The 13,454-nt window shown below is 50.9% G+C and carries 16 protein-coding genes; 7 read left to right on the plus strand and 9 right to left on the minus strand.

Annotated elements, in window-relative coordinates; translation table 11 throughout:
* Positions 1-5 precede the first annotated feature (5 nt).
* The 3 genes from rpmG to OXG10_00690 all read right to left on the minus strand — a co-directional run bounded on the left by rpmG (position 6) and on the right by OXG10_00690 (position 1,085).
* A complete protein-coding gene (gene rpmG, locus OXG10_00680) occupies positions 6-167 on the minus strand; it encodes a 50S ribosomal protein L33 (protein ID MCY3825887.1) in 162 nt (53 codons plus the stop codon).
* Between the two features lie 80 nt (positions 168-247).
* Positions 248-634, minus strand: a complete 387-nt coding sequence (locus OXG10_00685) for a MerC domain-containing protein (protein MCY3825888.1) — start codon at positions 632-634, stop codon at positions 248-250.
* A 7-nt stretch (positions 635-641) separates the two neighbouring features.
* Entirely contained in the window at positions 642-1,085 is a 444-nt protein-coding gene (locus OXG10_00690; GenBank protein MCY3825889.1) for a Fur family transcriptional regulator, read from the minus strand.
* 288 nt (positions 1,086-1,373) lie between these two features.
* On the opposite strand from OXG10_00690, the gene OXG10_00695 reads away from it, so the two are divergent.
* Positions 1,374-2,690, plus strand: coding sequence for an ABC transporter substrate-binding protein (locus tag OXG10_00695; GenBank protein MCY3825890.1), 1,317 nt, complete (start codon positions 1,374-1,376; stop codon positions 2,688-2,690).
* A gap of 47 nt (positions 2,691-2,737) precedes the next feature.
* Here OXG10_00695 and OXG10_00700 read toward each other — a convergent pair whose 3' ends face one another.
* From OXG10_00700 to OXG10_00715, 4 genes are all read right to left on the minus strand, one after another.
* A complete protein-coding gene (locus OXG10_00700) occupies positions 2,738-3,499 on the minus strand; it encodes an SDR family NAD(P)-dependent oxidoreductase (protein ID MCY3825891.1) in 762 nt (253 codons plus the stop codon).
* A 41-nt stretch (positions 3,500-3,540) separates the two neighbouring features.
* Positions 3,541-4,617, minus strand: coding sequence for a sodium ion-translocating decarboxylase subunit beta (locus OXG10_00705; protein ID MCY3825892.1), 1,077 nt, complete (start codon positions 4,615-4,617; stop codon positions 3,541-3,543).
* A gap of 226 nt (positions 4,618-4,843) precedes the next feature.
* Positions 4,844-6,661 carry a biotin/lipoyl-binding protein gene (locus tag OXG10_00710; protein ID MCY3825893.1) on the minus strand — a complete coding sequence of 606 codons (1,818 nt, stop codon included), beginning with the start codon at positions 6,659-6,661 and terminating at the stop codon, positions 4,844-4,846.
* Between the two features lie 25 nt (positions 6,662-6,686).
* Positions 6,687-6,911 carry an OadG family protein gene (locus OXG10_00715; protein ID MCY3825894.1) on the minus strand — a complete coding sequence of 75 codons (225 nt, stop codon included), beginning with the start codon at positions 6,909-6,911 and terminating at the stop codon, positions 6,687-6,689.
* A 175-nt stretch (positions 6,912-7,086) separates the two neighbouring features.
* Between OXG10_00715 and rpmH the strand changes: the two genes are divergently transcribed.
* The 5 genes from rpmH to OXG10_00740 all read left to right on the plus strand — a co-directional run bounded on the left by rpmH (position 7,087) and on the right by OXG10_00740 (position 10,330).
* Positions 7,087-7,236 (plus strand): 50S ribosomal protein L34, encoded by a 150-nt coding sequence (gene rpmH, locus OXG10_00720; GenBank protein MCY3825895.1) that lies wholly within the window; start codon positions 7,087-7,089, stop codon positions 7,234-7,236.
* Complete coding sequence (rnpA, locus tag OXG10_00725) at positions 7,224-7,583, plus strand: ribonuclease P protein component (protein MCY3825896.1); 360 nt, start codon at positions 7,224-7,226, stop codon at positions 7,581-7,583. The genes rpmH and rnpA overlap by 13 nt, the downstream gene beginning before the upstream one ends.
* On the plus strand, positions 7,580-7,831 hold the full coding sequence (yidD, locus tag OXG10_00730; protein MCY3825897.1) for a membrane protein insertion efficiency factor YidD: 252 nt from the start codon (positions 7,580-7,582) through the stop codon (positions 7,829-7,831). Before rnpA ends, yidD begins: the two co-directional genes overlap by 4 nt.
* Positions 7,832-8,009: 178 nt before the next feature.
* Positions 8,010-9,677: a membrane protein insertase YidC gene (gene yidC / locus OXG10_00735; GenBank protein MCY3825898.1), complete on the plus strand. Its 1,668-nt coding sequence runs from the start codon at positions 8,010-8,012 to the stop codon at positions 9,675-9,677.
* A 2-nt stretch (positions 9,678-9,679) separates the two neighbouring features.
* Positions 9,680-10,330, plus strand: coding sequence for a Jag N-terminal domain-containing protein (locus OXG10_00740; protein MCY3825899.1), 651 nt, complete (start codon positions 9,680-9,682; stop codon positions 10,328-10,330).
* A 2-nt stretch (positions 10,331-10,332) separates the two neighbouring features.
* Here OXG10_00740 and OXG10_00745 read toward each other — a convergent pair whose 3' ends face one another.
* Positions 10,333-10,797 (minus strand): nucleoside deaminase, encoded by a 465-nt coding sequence (locus tag OXG10_00745; GenBank protein MCY3825900.1) that lies wholly within the window; start codon positions 10,795-10,797, stop codon positions 10,333-10,335.
* Positions 10,798-10,817: 20 nt separating this feature from the next.
* The gene (locus OXG10_00750; protein ID MCY3825901.1) at positions 10,818-12,539 is read right to left on the minus strand and encodes an AMP-binding protein; all 1,722 of its coding nucleotides are present in this window, start codon (positions 12,537-12,539) and stop codon (positions 10,818-10,820) included.
* A 158-nt stretch (positions 12,540-12,697) separates the two neighbouring features.
* Here OXG10_00750 and OXG10_00755 point away from each other — a divergent pair.
* A partial coding sequence (locus OXG10_00755) for a sodium:calcium antiporter (protein ID MCY3825902.1) occupies positions 12,698-13,454 on the plus strand: 757 nt, incomplete at its 3' end.

Genomic DNA, 13,454 nt, shown 5'->3' on the forward strand with positions numbered 1-13,454 from the left:
TCTGACTACTTGGTCTCCTTAAAGACGACGTGCTTTCTTATCACCGGGTCGTACTTTTTCAGTTCAAGGCGGTCCGGAGTATTCATCTTGTTTTTCTTCGTGTAATAGATGTAAGGACTCTCGGTGCTTTTCATCTTGACAAGTACTCTGTTTAACGACTTTCCCATTGCAACCCCCGAAAAAGTGAATGGTTATTATCCACGAAAAAAAACTGTTTTCAAGAAAAAATTTTAAATTTCTTTGGGAATCAGTGGTCGCAGCAGTATTTCCTGCAAAGCCTGAAATTGCGCAGGTGGCCGGAAATCATGATAAAAGCGCCGATAAGAGTAAGAATCGATTCTACGTAGCCCGTAGCGGCGAAAGCTCCGACTAGGAGAAAATAGAGTCCCACGCCCCCCAGCATGATCACGGTGAAATCCTTATGGCGTCTGCAGCCAAGAAACATGGCGACCACGCTTGCTGGAATGACCAGAAAAAGCATCAACTCGTGGAAAATCTCTTCAAACACGAATGTCGAACCCACGACCGGGAACAGTATGAGCGCTACCGGCGTAAAAAAACAGTGGATGGCGCAGATACCCGCAAGGGATATCGAGGTATAATCGGTGAACCTCTGAATTCTTACCTGATTCATTGTATCGTTAAGCCGCCTCCGCGCACTTTAAGCACTGGCCGAAAAGCTGTATGAAATGATCCTTCACTCTGAATCCCTGCTTTTCAATCGAAGAGTAATCAAAGCTCTCCACCGGACACTCGGGAAAATCGAAAACCCCCCTGCAGTCAACGCACACCATATGATGAACGTGCTCGCCTTGGGAGAACGCGTAACCGTGACGGCCGTCGGGAAAATGAAGGCGCTTCACGATGCCCAAGTCCTCGAACATCTCAAGGGTTCTGTAGATAGTGGCAAGCCCCGTGGCGCCGAGCATATCCTTCACCCTGTCGTGTATTTCGCCGACCGAAAGCGATTTCCCGCTCGTGTGAAGAACATGAACGACTGCTAGACGCTGTGCTGTGGACTTGAGTCCCTTTTCCCGCAGAACTTCTCTGGCATACGATTCCTGAGTGCATTCAAAATCTTTCATCATGAGAATTATTAAATGAGAATGATTTTCAATTAGCTCTTATTCTAAATCGCTTGTTACGAATCGTCAAGGGCAAAAACCGAAATTAAAAAGACGCAACTGCGGAAAACAAGGAGCCTATTTGCGAGGTGATTGCATATCGGAAAATCCATGTGAATAAGGGTACCCAGCGTTTGTTCCCATAAGTATTCAGGGTTATACTCTCATCGGAATAAAGTATGGATTCGGGTTTCCGTTTCCGGAAAAGTGATTTCAATTTGACATGCGCGGGAGACAGTTAAGTTCATCATGAGAATTCTGAAAGGAGCACTTTCGATTGCGTTTCTTGTCTTTGCCTCCTTTCTTCTTTCCACAGGATGCGGCGATGGAACCAACGAGCAAGTCGAAGTCGACGCTGGCTGCGAAGATGCCTTCTGCATAGGAACGCTTTTCCGGACAAGCGATTCTCCTTCCTCGGTAATAAAGGCCGCGGAACTCGCAAGGGATGACATTAACGAAGCCGGCGGAAACATAAAGCTTATCGCCGGAGACGGCGCTACTCCTCTTGCCTCGACCATGGAACTTCTGGAAATGGGCGTGAAGGCGATAATCGGACCTGGAACTTCACAGAGTTCCGTTGAAATTTTTGATTTCCTAGTTGAGAACGGGCTAGTCGCGGTTTCACCCTCCGCAACTTCCGTTACCCTGACCGAAAAAAACAGGGAAATTTCCCAAGCCGGGAAAGCGCACTTTTTCTTCAGAACCGTTCCGACGGATTCGTTCCAGGCGAAAATCCTGGCGACCGAAGTCCGAAACGGAGACGAAGTGCTGATAGTCCATCGAAACGACAATTACGGAGTGAAACTCACGGAGCTGATCAACAGGGAATTTCTTTCCCGAAACCGTCCCGCCGCCAAGGTCGTCTGGTACGAGCGATACTATTCTGACGACCCAATGTTCGAGGAGAAAACCCAGGCCGTGCTTGACGATATCGAGGCGGTAGGCGGAATCGGCAACATAGGTTCCATAATACTAATCCTGTCGATAGACGAAGGAGGGAAGATAATAAAGGGCATGCTTGACTCCACGGTCGTTTCGTCCGCCGCGAGATACTACATTTCCGACTCATTCGCAGTTGAAAATCTGTATGAACGCGTGGACCCGGACAACCCGGCCGCGGTTGAGGGCTTCAAAAGCACGACTCCATGCTCCCTGCCGGATCCTCCCGAGAGAAAAGACGAGTTTGAAAAACGATTTGACCGAGAGATGTTCCCTTCCCTTCGATTCGCCGTCCATGCCTATGACGCAGTGGTAGCAGTAGCACTCGCGGCCTTGAGCGCCGGAAGCAACGACCCTTCCGAATACGTCTCCGAAATGGCGGAGGTTACCGCAGGGGAAAACCGTTGTTTAACCTATGCCGAATGTGCAGCGGCTCTTATGGATGAGACCGCAGCCAACGACGACATCAATTACGAGGGAGTCTCGGGACCGATCGAGTTTGATGAAAACGGGGACATAGGGGCGGGCTGCTATTCCGTCTACACATACGACGCCGAGGGGGGCCGCACGAGACAGGTTTTCAGCGTTCCGGATTTAGAAGACATAACAACTGATAGAGTCCCGTGAATTTCGGGTACAGCTAAAAGCTGTTTTTCGAGACCGTTTCACTGCAATCACTTGGCTATAATGCCGCCGTCAATTGAAAGCATTGAGCCCGTGTTGAACATGACCTTATCATCGCAGAGAAACAGAACCGCTTCAGCTATTTCGTACGGGTCGGCCAGCCGTCCCATGGGGTGAAGAGATTCCATAAAAGTCTGGGCCGCTTCGGCATCTTCGGCTCTCTCAAGATAGGAATCGAACATCGGTGTCCAGACCCCTCCAGGACAGACAGCATTTATCCTGAGTCCCTTGTCCGCGTACTCAAGGGCCATGCTTCTTGTGAGCTGAACAAGGGCCCCCTTGGATGCCGAATAGGCCGAAAGTCCCGCAAAACCCTTTAACCCGATAACAGAAGAGTTGTTGACGATAAAGCCTCTGCCCGCAGAAAGCATATGAGGAATGGCATATTTGCACATCATGAACGCTCCCTTCACGTTTATATCGAAGATCTCCTGGAACCTTGAGGTTTCGACTTCGTGAAGGGGGCCGGAAAAAATGATACCGGCGTTGTTAAAAAGAATGTCGATCTTTCCGTGCTCGCGAAAAGCGGTCTTCACGGTGGCCGCGCAGTCGCTCTCGACTGAAACGTCACAGACCTTGTATTCTATAGAAAGCCCCTCTTCCTCCGCCCTGTCGCACAGTTCTTTCAGCTTCTCTTCCCTTCTGCCGGCAATAAGAACCCTAGCCCCGTTTCGCGCCAGCAAAAGCGCAGTTGCCTCCCCGATTCCGGTTCCCCCTCCTGTAATAATCGCCGAGCGTCCTTTAAATCTCATAGAAGATTCCGCAAAAACATCCTTTGTAGCAGATCAGAAACTTACGCGAAAACCGCAAGCAGCACTCCTGCCGCTACGGCCGAACCCACAACCCCGGCCACGTTCGGACCCATAGCGTGCATCAAAAGCACATTCTGAGGATCTTCCCTGGCCCCCATATCCTGAGAGACGCGAGCGGCCATTGGAACCGCCGAAACCCCTGCCGAACCGATCAGGGGATTGATCTTGGTTTCGGAGAAAACATTCATAAGCTTGGCCATCAGCACCCCGGAGGCCGTGCCTATGCAGAAAGCCACAATTCCCAGAAGAAGTATGCCAAGAGTCTCAAGGGAGAGAAATTCGGAGGCCAGAAGCTGCGAGCCGACTCCGAGGCCGAGGAATATCGTAACGATGTTGATAAGCGCGTTTCTCGTCGTATCCGAGAGCCGGTCGACCACTCCGCATTCCCTCATCAGGTTGCCGAAAGCGAAAAAACCTATTAGAGGCGCCGCGGATGGAAGAAAAAGGAGGCAGAGGGTAAGAGCAATCAACGGAAACATTATTCTTTCCCTTTTCGCCACCGGACGAAGCTGGCTCATCCTTATTTTTCTCTCTTCAGGGGAAGTAAGAGCTTTCATTATCGGGGGCTGGATTATCGGCACGAGAGCCATGTAGGAATACGCGGCGACCGAGACCGCACCGAGAAGCCTCGGGGAGAGCTGCGAAGAAATGTAAATAGAGGTCGGTCCGTCCGCTGACCCTATTATTCCTATCGACGCCGCGTCTTTTAGGGAAAAATCGATTCCGGGCACGTACTGGGCAAGCACGAGCGCGCCGAGCAATGTCGTGAAAATCCCGAACTGCGCAGCGCCTCCCAGAAGAACCGTCTTGGGGTTGGCCAGAAGCGGACCGAAATCGGTAAGCGCCCCCACTCCCATGAATATCAGAAGGGGGAAAATGCCGGTCTTTATGCCGACATCGTACACGTAGTAAAGTACCCCGCCGGGGTCATTTATCCCCGCAAGCGGAATGTTGGCCAATATGCACCCGAAAGCTATCGTAACCAGAAGAAGAGGTTCGAATTTCTTCGCAATCCCCAAGTAGAGAAGAAGAAATCCTACCAGGATCATCAAAAACATCCCGAACCCGTTAACCCAGGAAATTGCGTTGCCCGCAATAAATCCGTAGATGCCGGTACTGGTAGCCACGTTTTTCAAAAGCTGGGAAAAAGATGCAAGCTCCTTGGTTTGCTCCCCAGAGACCGCCACGTCGCTTACCGTCTCCCCGAGACAGTCGGGTGCGCCGGCGAACATTCCCAAGGAAAAAGTAAGAACCGCCAAAATAAGTATGAATTTTTTCATGCGCTCAAGAGGGAAGAATGGTCAGGATAAGCTGACCCGTCTCTACTACCTGTCCCTGTTCAACCTCTATGGACACCACTTCCCCGTCGCACGGAGAGGCAACCGGAGTTTCCATCTTCATGGCTTCAAGCATGATCAGCGTCTGATTTTCCTTTATCTTGTCACCCACGCTGACCTGAACCCTGTACACGTTGCCGGGCACGCTCGCTGTAACGGCCACAACATCGGGAGAATCTTCATCCATCGCAGAGGATGTTTTCGGGGCTGGAGCTTCGGTTACCGAAGCAACTTCCGAAGTTCCTTCCTTTACGGTTACGTTGTAGCTTTTCCCGTCAACCGTAATAACGAAGTTCTCCCCGGTACCGGACACCTTCGACGCTACGCTCGTGCCAAGACCTTGTCTCTGCTGAGGCTGCTCTTCAGGCTTGTCTTTTCTTACGTTGACGCTGAAATTCCCCTTGAGAAAGTCAAGTCCCTTGTTTCCGCCCTGGGTCTGAAGCGCCCCGACTATGAATATGTTCTCCTCGGTGACGGGAAGGCTCTCTTTCTCGAGAATCTCGGTTGCCTTCGGAATGCCGGGCTCAAGTATATCGAGCGGGTCGCCTTCAAAGCGGGGCTTGCCCATCTGCTCTTCCGCTATCGCCACGACTTCTGGGTCGGGCTCGACGGGCGTGCGTCCGAAGTAGCCTAGTACCATGTTCCCGTAACCATCGGTGATCTTTTTCCAGGTTCCCTGAGTGACGTTGGCGTAGGCCTGCTGGAAATAGAACTGGGAAACCGGGGTAACCGATGTCCCGAATCCACCCTTCGCAACACATTCGCTCATTGCCTCGATCACCTGCGGGTAAAGATCGAGGGTGCCGGTGTCTCTCATCATCATGGTGTTTGCGGTAAGCGCTCCGCCGGGCATCGGAGAGAGAAGAACCTCCGAGGAGACCCGAAGGGCTTCGGGCGGGAAATAATAGCCAGACATGCATTCCTTGAACACGGAATTCGCCTCGAGAACCTTGGTTATGTCCACGTCCAAGGTGTACTCCGTCCCCTTAAGGGCGTTCCACATGGATATAAGGTCGGGCTGAGAGGTTCCCCCGGAAACGGGTGCTCTCGCGACGCAGATTCCGTCGCACCCGCCGTTTATGCCGGCCATGTACTGGTTGACTCCCTGGGCGGCCGTCTCGTGAGTGTGCACCCAGAGAATGACGTTTTCTCCGACGAGCTTTCTCGCGGCCTTCACGGTCTCGTAAATCTTTTTGGGATTCGATGTTCCGGAAGCGTCCTTGAAGCATATGGAATCGTAGGGAAGCCCCGAATCAAGTATTTTCCTCAGCCTGTCTATATAGAAATCCACGTCGTGGGCTCCTTCGCAGCCCGGAGGAAGCTCCATAAGCGTTACCACCGCCTGGTGGTGCAGGCCCGCATTCTTTATGCACTGACCGGAGTACTCGAGGTTTCTTACGTCATTTAAGGCGTCGAAGTTTCTTATGTGAGTTATGCCATGTTTCTTGAACATCCTGGCGTGAAGATCTATCATGTCCTTGGGCTGCTGGGACAGGGCAACAACATTGATCCCCCTTGCAAGCGTCTGTAGGTTAGCGTCCGGTCCCGCTGCTTCGCGGAAGCGGTCCATCATATCAAAAGCGGACTCACCGCAGTAAAGAAACAGGCTCTGGAACCTGGCTCCCCCGCCAGCCTCAAAGTGGGTTATCCCGGCTTCCCTAGCGGCCTCGACCGCCGGAATGAAGTCTTCTGTAAGCACCCTCGCGCCGAAAACGGACTGAAACCCGTCGCGAAAGGATGTATCCTGAAATAAGATTTTTTTCATGACAAGACCCTGAGGTTTTCAAGATCTAGCCGTCGCCGGCATGCTTCGCCCTGTAGGCCGCAACTGCCGCGGCTATAACCGGAATGACGTCCCTTCTGGATTTTTTGGACGCCCCGGGACCCGAGGGCGCACGCACGTCGCTGTCTTTAAAAAGCTTCGCAGACAACATCACGCTTACCATCAATACAAGCAGAAAAATATATACTGTGGCCATACCTATGACCATGAGTTTTACGCCTTCAAGGATCATAATGGACGAAGAATCTCAAAAACCGTTTGAATTTAATGGGTATCAATTATTTACAAGAACTTGTTTATTGTCAATCTGCGGCAAGGCCTCCAGTGACGTGCGCACGCCGCGGATTCCTGAGCTCCCTGTTTTCCCTTGACCTTCAAATCCTTACGTGTTATTCTGACCCCCCACTATGAAAAGGACTTATCAACCGCACGTAAAAAAGAGGCTCAGAACACACGGCTTCCGCGCCAGGCTGAGCACAAGGGGAGGCAGAAGCATACTCAGGAGAAGAACTGCCAAGGGAAGATACGTTCTCACGGTTGGGAGATGGAAAAAGTAGCGTTTGAGTCCGACAGCTCGTTTCCCGCAAAATTCAAGATAAAAACCTCCCGCGACTTTCGCAACACACTCTCAGAAGGCACTAAAACCCACTCGGAAAACTTCATACTCTACGCAAAGCCCAACTCTCTTGGGTTTCCCCGCCTAGGAGTGTCCGTGGGCAAAAAAGCGTCGGCAAGCGCAGTCAGAAGAAACAGGATGAAAAGGGTGCTGAGGGAAGTTTTCAGGAGAAACAAGCCCGTGTTTTCCTCAAACGACGTGGTGTTCGTAATAAAGAACGACGTATCGGGTAAGAAATTCTCTGAACTTTACCTAGAGATAAAAAAACTCGCAGGCCGCATCAAATGAAAGAAAACCCCGCAGTCAGATTCCTTGTTTTACTGGTAAGGGTCTACCAGAAAACCCTTTCTCCCCTGCTTCCCAAAACCTGCAGGTTCCACCCCAGTTGCTCCGCGTATTCAATTGAGGCCTTGCGGGAACACGGAGCTTTCAAAGGAATCTGGATGACTCTCAGAAGAATACTGCGATGTCATCCGTTAAGCGCGGGAGGATATGACCCCGTAAAGAAAAAAAGCGATAAACGGGCGAAGGGGTGAACTACACTCCCCTATTCCTATTAAAACTTATCGTGTATCATTGCTTCCATGAATTCTTACTCTTTGGTTTCCTGCTACATGCTAGAACTACGCACAGAAAACGGGAGCAGTCTCACAGGTGTCTCGTAGAAATCACGATAGCACCCCACATCCTCAATAAAGTCCTAAGAAACAACACATGAACAGCGACCTCAAGAGAAACTACATTTTATTTCTGGTATTGTCGGTACTGGTAATCGTCGGTTACTCGGCGTTTTTTGCAGAAGCCCCCAAGGAAAAACAGGCCACAAAAATAGATGGGCCCGCATCGACGCCCGCCGCAGGGGATCTTTCCGAAAAACCAGGTTCCCCACAGGAAATTCCCACAGAATTTCAACCGATAAAATCTTCCTACGCTTCCAAGATTATAAAAGTCAGATCCGACCTTTATGTTGCCGAGATAGACACCCTAGGAGGAAAAGTTGTCGACTGGGAACTCTCGGAATACAAAAAGACGGTCGAGACGGACTCGGTGCCTGTGGCGGTGATAGGTGAAGAGAAAAAGTCGTTTGACACCATACTGAGAGTCAAAAACGAAAAAATGCCGGAACTCATCCCGTTTTCCTACAAGGGAGGCACGAATCTGGTCGTGGGTCCCGAGGGGCTTGATGTCAATCTGGCCTGGAGAAAACCCGGTGGGATTACGGTACGTAAAACCATCTCCTTTTACCCCGGAAAATACTTTATCAAGGAAAACCTGGAGATTCTTAACGGAACGCAGAGACAGATAAACCAGAAAGTTTACGTCGGCTGGGAAAATACGGTATACGAGAGCGGTTCAAACAGTCTCTACGAGTTTATCTCAATGGTCGGCGGCGAGGTCAAGCGGACCAAGAAACCCCTTAAGGAAACCAAGGCGTACAATGGAGAGACAAACTGGTTCGGTTTCGGTGACAAGTACTTTCTCGGTGCATTTCTGCCGGAAATAGGGGGAGACCGGGGACTCTACCTGCAGCCCCTTGACGAAAAAGGCCTTGCCGGTGCGGGGTTTTCCTATCCAGAGCAAAAAATAGCCGCGGGGAAAAGCTACAAAGTCGGGTGGAAATCGTATTTCGGTCCGAAAAATGAACCGGACCTCAAGGAAGCCGGGTACAGCCTTGAGAAATCGATTGACTACGGCTATGCGGGAGTACTTACCAAGATTGCCGTCGTGCTTCTTAAGTTCGTCAACGACTTTTTCAGCAACTTCGGAATCTCCATAATAGTGCTTACGATCGCTCTCAGGGTGATATTCTTCCCCCTTACCGTGAAAAGCATGAAGTCGATGAAAGCCATGCAGAACAAGATGAAGAGTCTGAAGCCTGAAATCGACGCTCTCAAGGAAAAATACAAGGACGACAAATCGACTCAGCAGGCAGAGATGATGAAGCTTTACACAAGTAACGACATAAACCCGCTCAGCAGTCTCGGGGGATGTCTTCCCCTGCTCATACAGCTTCCCGTTTTCATAGCTCTTTATTTCGCGCTTCTGTATTCGATAGATCTAAGACACAGCTCGTTTCTCTGGGTAAACGACCTCTCCCAGCCCGAACACCTATTTGACGTGCTGGGAATACCGTTTCGGGTGCTGCCCCTTTTGATGGGTGTCTCGTGGTTTCTCTCGCAGAGACTCACCCCCATGACTACTCCAGGAAGCGAGACGATGGAACTGCAGATGAAGCTCATGCAGTTTATGCCTATAATTTTTACCGTAATGTTCTGGGGCCTGCCTTCCGGTCTTATACTTTACTGGACCGTAAGCAACATTCTCTCCGTCGGTCAGCAACTATACATCAATCGACAGGTCCCGGAGCCAGAAGGAGGATAGCAATGGCTACCGTAATAGAAAAGGAAGGAAAAACAATTTCCGAAGCCGTAGTGAACGCCTGTGAAGAACTCGGAGTCTCAAAAGACGAAGTGGAAATCGAAGTTATAAGAGAAGACTCCAAGGGGGTTCTGGGCATAGGAAGCAAAAACGCCATAGTGAGGGTGGAAATAAAAACTGGCGGATTGAGCGAAAAGGCGTTTCGGGCGAAAAAAACTCTTGAGACCCTCCTGGGTTTTCTGTTTCCAGCCCCGCAGAGCGTAAAGGCCGAAGAGACTGAAAACAGGATAATACTTGAAGTCTGGCCCGTTAAAGACAAGAAATTCCTCATAGGAAGAAACGGGGAAGTAATAAAGTCCCTTGAGTACATAGTAGGGAAGATAGCTTCGAGAAACAGCAACGAGGGGAAAAACAAGAGGGTCGCCATAAACATCGGCGGGCACGACGGAAAGAAAAAGGACACCGATGTGCCGAGAAAAGTCGCGGAGACCGTGCAGAAAGTAAAAGAGAGCGGAAACTCTCACTCAATCGAGCGGCTTTCGTCCTACGAAAGGAAAATGGCCTACATAGAACTCAAGAAGCAAGAGGACATAAAATACGAGACGGTTCCAAGCAAGGGTAACTCGAAAAAAATCGTCGTTAGCCCTCAGGCCTGAGTTCAGGAACCCCGAAGCGTTTTGAAAAAATCCTCAAGAATGCGGGCGCACCGCTCGCCGCAGACTCCCCCCGAGAATTCCACGCGGTGATTGAGTTCCCCTCCCGCACCGATTCCGAAGTTGCTTACAAGCGCCCCGCCCTTGGGATCGGGAGCGCCGAACACGACCCTGTCTATTCTCGCGTTGATTATGGCTCCCATGCACATGGCGCAGGGCTCAAGGGTAACGTAGATAGAAGTGCCGGAAAGTCTCCAGTTTCCGATAACTTCGCACGCGCGGCGTATAGCCAGAATTTCGGCGTGGGCGGTAGCGTCCGAAGCTGATTCCCTCAGGTTGTGGGCGGCTGAAATTACGGTGCCTCCCCCATCAACTATGACCGCCCCTACCGGAACCTCGCCTTCTGAAGCGGCCCGCTCGGCCTCCCCGATAGCCAAGGCCATAATGATTTCATCGGACTGCCCCGTCACAGATAAAAGGAAAATCTAATCTACTTTCTGGCGCTGAACTTCAGGCCCGTCTCGTTTCTGTCCCAGGTATTCTCGGTGATTTCCTTTATCTCGGCGACCTTGACCTTCTGGGTCGCGGTTACCGGGAATCCATCCTCGTAAACCTCTATGAATCTGGGCACCATGGCCACTATAACCCTTTCGGCCATCCATTTGGAGAACTCAATCGGATCAAATTCCTCGCCCACCTTGAGCGTAACGCAGAGCTTGATCTCGTCATCCGAAACGTTCGGGAGCCTTATACCGACCGCAATGGCTTCCTGAATCGCGGGATATTGCATCGCCTCGTCCCCGACGGCTACCGGATCCACATTTTCGCCTGAAACCCTGATGCGGCTGAACCTTCCGACAAAATAGTATCTCCCATCGATACCTCTAGCGAAAAGATCGTCCGAATTGAAGAAGCCGTCATCGTCAAAGGCCTCCCTGGTTCTTCTCTCATCCTTGAAATATTCATTCAGGGTCGTATGCGGAACAAGCGGCTTTACGAAAAGAAGCCCCTTGGCGTCGTCGGGAGGAGTAATGTCGTCGGTAGAGTCCCAGAACGGTCTTACCACCGTATCGATGTCTTCGGGATTTCTGAGCTCGACGTAATACCCCTCCATGGGGAAACCGGATGAACCCGGGCGGTGATCCTCGGGATCTTTCCAGAGAACCATACCCATCTCGGTCGAACCGTATCCGTCTATTACCCTGACTCCGAACCTTTCCTGGAACTCCTTCAAATTCCTAGGAGCAGGGGAGCCCAGCATTATCCTTACGTTGTGCTTCTGATCCCACTCGCTCTCAGGCGCGGCCCAGAGGTACTCGGCTACCGCTCCCAGCATGTTAACGCATGTAGCGCCGCATCCGGCCGCCCATTTCCAGAAATTGGAAGCTGAGAACCTGGGGAAAAACACGGCAGTCCCACCGGACGCCATGGCGCTGAAAAGGCACATTACCTGCGCGTTGGCGTGACCGAGTGAAAGTATGCTCATGAGCACGTCGTCGCTCCTTATTCCCTGCTGCTGCAGATAAGAACGGACTGTCATGATTACTCCTCCGTGGTCTCTGGCAACCCCTTTCGGCATCCCCGTGGTACCGGACGTGAACATACATCTCTCCATGTCGGCAGTGGTAACGTCCACCCCGGGATTAGTATCGTCATAACTATCAAATTCTGAAAAAGGAAGCGCCTTTATGCCTCCGATTTTTTCAGGTGCATTGTCAACCGTCACGAAAACTGCTTCAAGATGCTCCAGACTGTCGCCGATTTCCTCTATGAAAGGAATGCTCCCCTCGTCAATAATGAGGGCTCTCATGTCCGAGTAGTTGATTACGTAAGCAAGTCTTTCCCCCTTCTCGTCCTTGTTTACCGGAACCTGGACACCGCCGCACTTGTGTATGGCGATAATAGATATCACGTGCTCAGAACAGTTGAGCATGTACATGCCGACCTTGTCCCCTTTATTTATTCCGAACCCTTGGGCAAGACCGTTTGCCACCCTGTTGGCCCACGCGTTGGTTTCCGCATAAGTGTAGCTCTCCACGATGTTTCCGTCTCTGTCTCCGACCTTGAACATTGCCTTGTCGGGAAACATCTCGGCACCCTTCTCAAGATTTGTGGTTATCGGCTGCCAAAGTGAAGTATCTTCGAATTTGCCAAAGGGAAGATCTCCGCTTCCCAGATATACGCCATCGCGCGGTTTGAATAATAATTGCATTTACTGTAACCTCCTGAACAGTCTTGTAGCATTTGGAAATGAAAAAAACACCCGGACTATTATAGGTTAATCGGTGTCTCATTGCAAACCCCGTTTTTTTCCGGTTCCTGAAAAAATCTCCGGCCTGCCGTATAAGGCCTGAATCCTGCTTCTGGTATATGGAAATCTTTAATCTGCTGGTTTTTATCTTGAGTTTCGCTCTTCTCTGGAAAGGCGGCCTTTTTCTCGTCAAAGGCGCGTCGGGAATCGCGAAGCTAACCGGCACGGGCACTTTTTTTGCGGGACTTATCGTCGTTGCGCTTGGAACTTCCCTCCCAGAATTCGTGGTCTCCCTCATAGCGGTAGTAATGAATTCAAGCGACATAGCGGTCGGAAACATGATCGGAAGCAATATCGCCAACATCGGGCTTATTTTCGGCCTGACGCTTCTTATAAGCCCCATAGCAATAAGCAAGGAAGCGTGGAAAGAACAGAGGTCTGCTCTTTTTTTCTTGATCCTTATCACTTTTGCCGCTTACGGTCTCGGTCGCACCGGACTCTCCATCGGAAGAGAGGAAGGGGTGCTGCTGTTTCTCCTGCTTGCCGTCTTTTTGTTTATCCCCTACGGGAAATCAAGGGAAGAAAAAAACGAGGTTTCACCTACACCACAAGGCGATGGCTGGTGGAAACTTCTTTTTTACGTAGTCTTGGGTTCAGTGCTTTTGGCGGGTAGCGCGCACTTTCTGGTCAGCAGTGCAATAAAGATCGCCACGCAGATTGGAATAAGCGAATTGTTCATAGGCGTAACGGTAATTGCCCTCGGAACTTCGCTTCCAGAACTTGGCGCTTCGCTCGTTGCCGCACGCAGAAAAGAACAGAACATAGTCGTTGGCAACATAATAGGGAGCAATTTCTTTAATCTCGGGTATTTGGGTC

It is taken from the genome of Candidatus Dadabacteria bacterium (genome assembly GCA_026706695.1).
In the GTDB taxonomy this organism is placed as follows: domain Bacteria; phylum Desulfobacterota_D; class UBA1144; order Nemesobacterales; family Nemesobacteraceae; genus Nemesobacter.

What these genes read in the sequence shown, in the direction of transcription:
- rpmG (MCY3825887.1), bottom strand. Translation starts at nt 167, where the DNA reads ATGGGAAAGTCGTTAAACAGAGTACTTGTCAAGATGAAAAGCACCGAG.
- OXG10_00685 (MCY3825888.1), bottom strand. Translation starts at nt 634, where the DNA reads ATGAATCAGGTAAGAATTCAGAGGTTCACCGATTATACCTCGATATCC.
- OXG10_00690 (MCY3825889.1), bottom strand. Translation starts at nt 1,085, where the DNA reads ATGAAAGATTTTGAATGCACTCAGGAATCGTATGCCAGAGAAGTTCTG.
- OXG10_00695 (MCY3825890.1), top strand. Translation starts at nt 1,374, where the DNA reads ATGAGAATTCTGAAAGGAGCACTTTCGATTGCGTTTCTTGTCTTTGCC.
- OXG10_00700 (MCY3825891.1), bottom strand. Translation starts at nt 3,499, where the DNA reads ATGAGATTTAAAGGACGCTCGGCGATTATTACAGGAGGGGGAACCGGA.
- OXG10_00705 (MCY3825892.1), bottom strand. Translation starts at nt 4,617, where the DNA reads ATGTTTTTGATGATCCTGGTAGGATTTCTTCTTCTCTACTTGGGGATT.
- OXG10_00710 (MCY3825893.1), bottom strand. Translation starts at nt 6,661, where the DNA reads ATGAAAAAAATCTTATTTCAGGATACATCCTTTCGCGACGGGTTTCAG.
- OXG10_00715 (MCY3825894.1), bottom strand. Translation starts at nt 6,911, where the DNA reads ATGATCCTTGAAGGCGTAAAACTCATGGTCATAGGTATGGCCACAGTA.
- rpmH (MCY3825895.1), top strand. Translation starts at nt 7,087, where the DNA reads ATGAAAAGGACTTATCAACCGCACGTAAAAAAGAGGCTCAGAACACAC.
- rnpA (MCY3825896.1), top strand. Translation starts at nt 7,224, where the DNA reads ATGGAAAAAGTAGCGTTTGAGTCCGACAGCTCGTTTCCCGCAAAATTC.
- yidD (MCY3825897.1), top strand. Translation starts at nt 7,580, where the DNA reads ATGAAAGAAAACCCCGCAGTCAGATTCCTTGTTTTACTGGTAAGGGTC.
- yidC (MCY3825898.1), top strand. Translation starts at nt 8,010, where the DNA reads ATGAACAGCGACCTCAAGAGAAACTACATTTTATTTCTGGTATTGTCG.
- OXG10_00740 (MCY3825899.1), top strand. Translation starts at nt 9,680, where the DNA reads ATGGCTACCGTAATAGAAAAGGAAGGAAAAACAATTTCCGAAGCCGTA.
- OXG10_00750 (MCY3825901.1), bottom strand. Translation starts at nt 12,539, where the DNA reads ATGCAATTATTATTCAAACCGCGCGATGGCGTATATCTGGGAAGCGGA.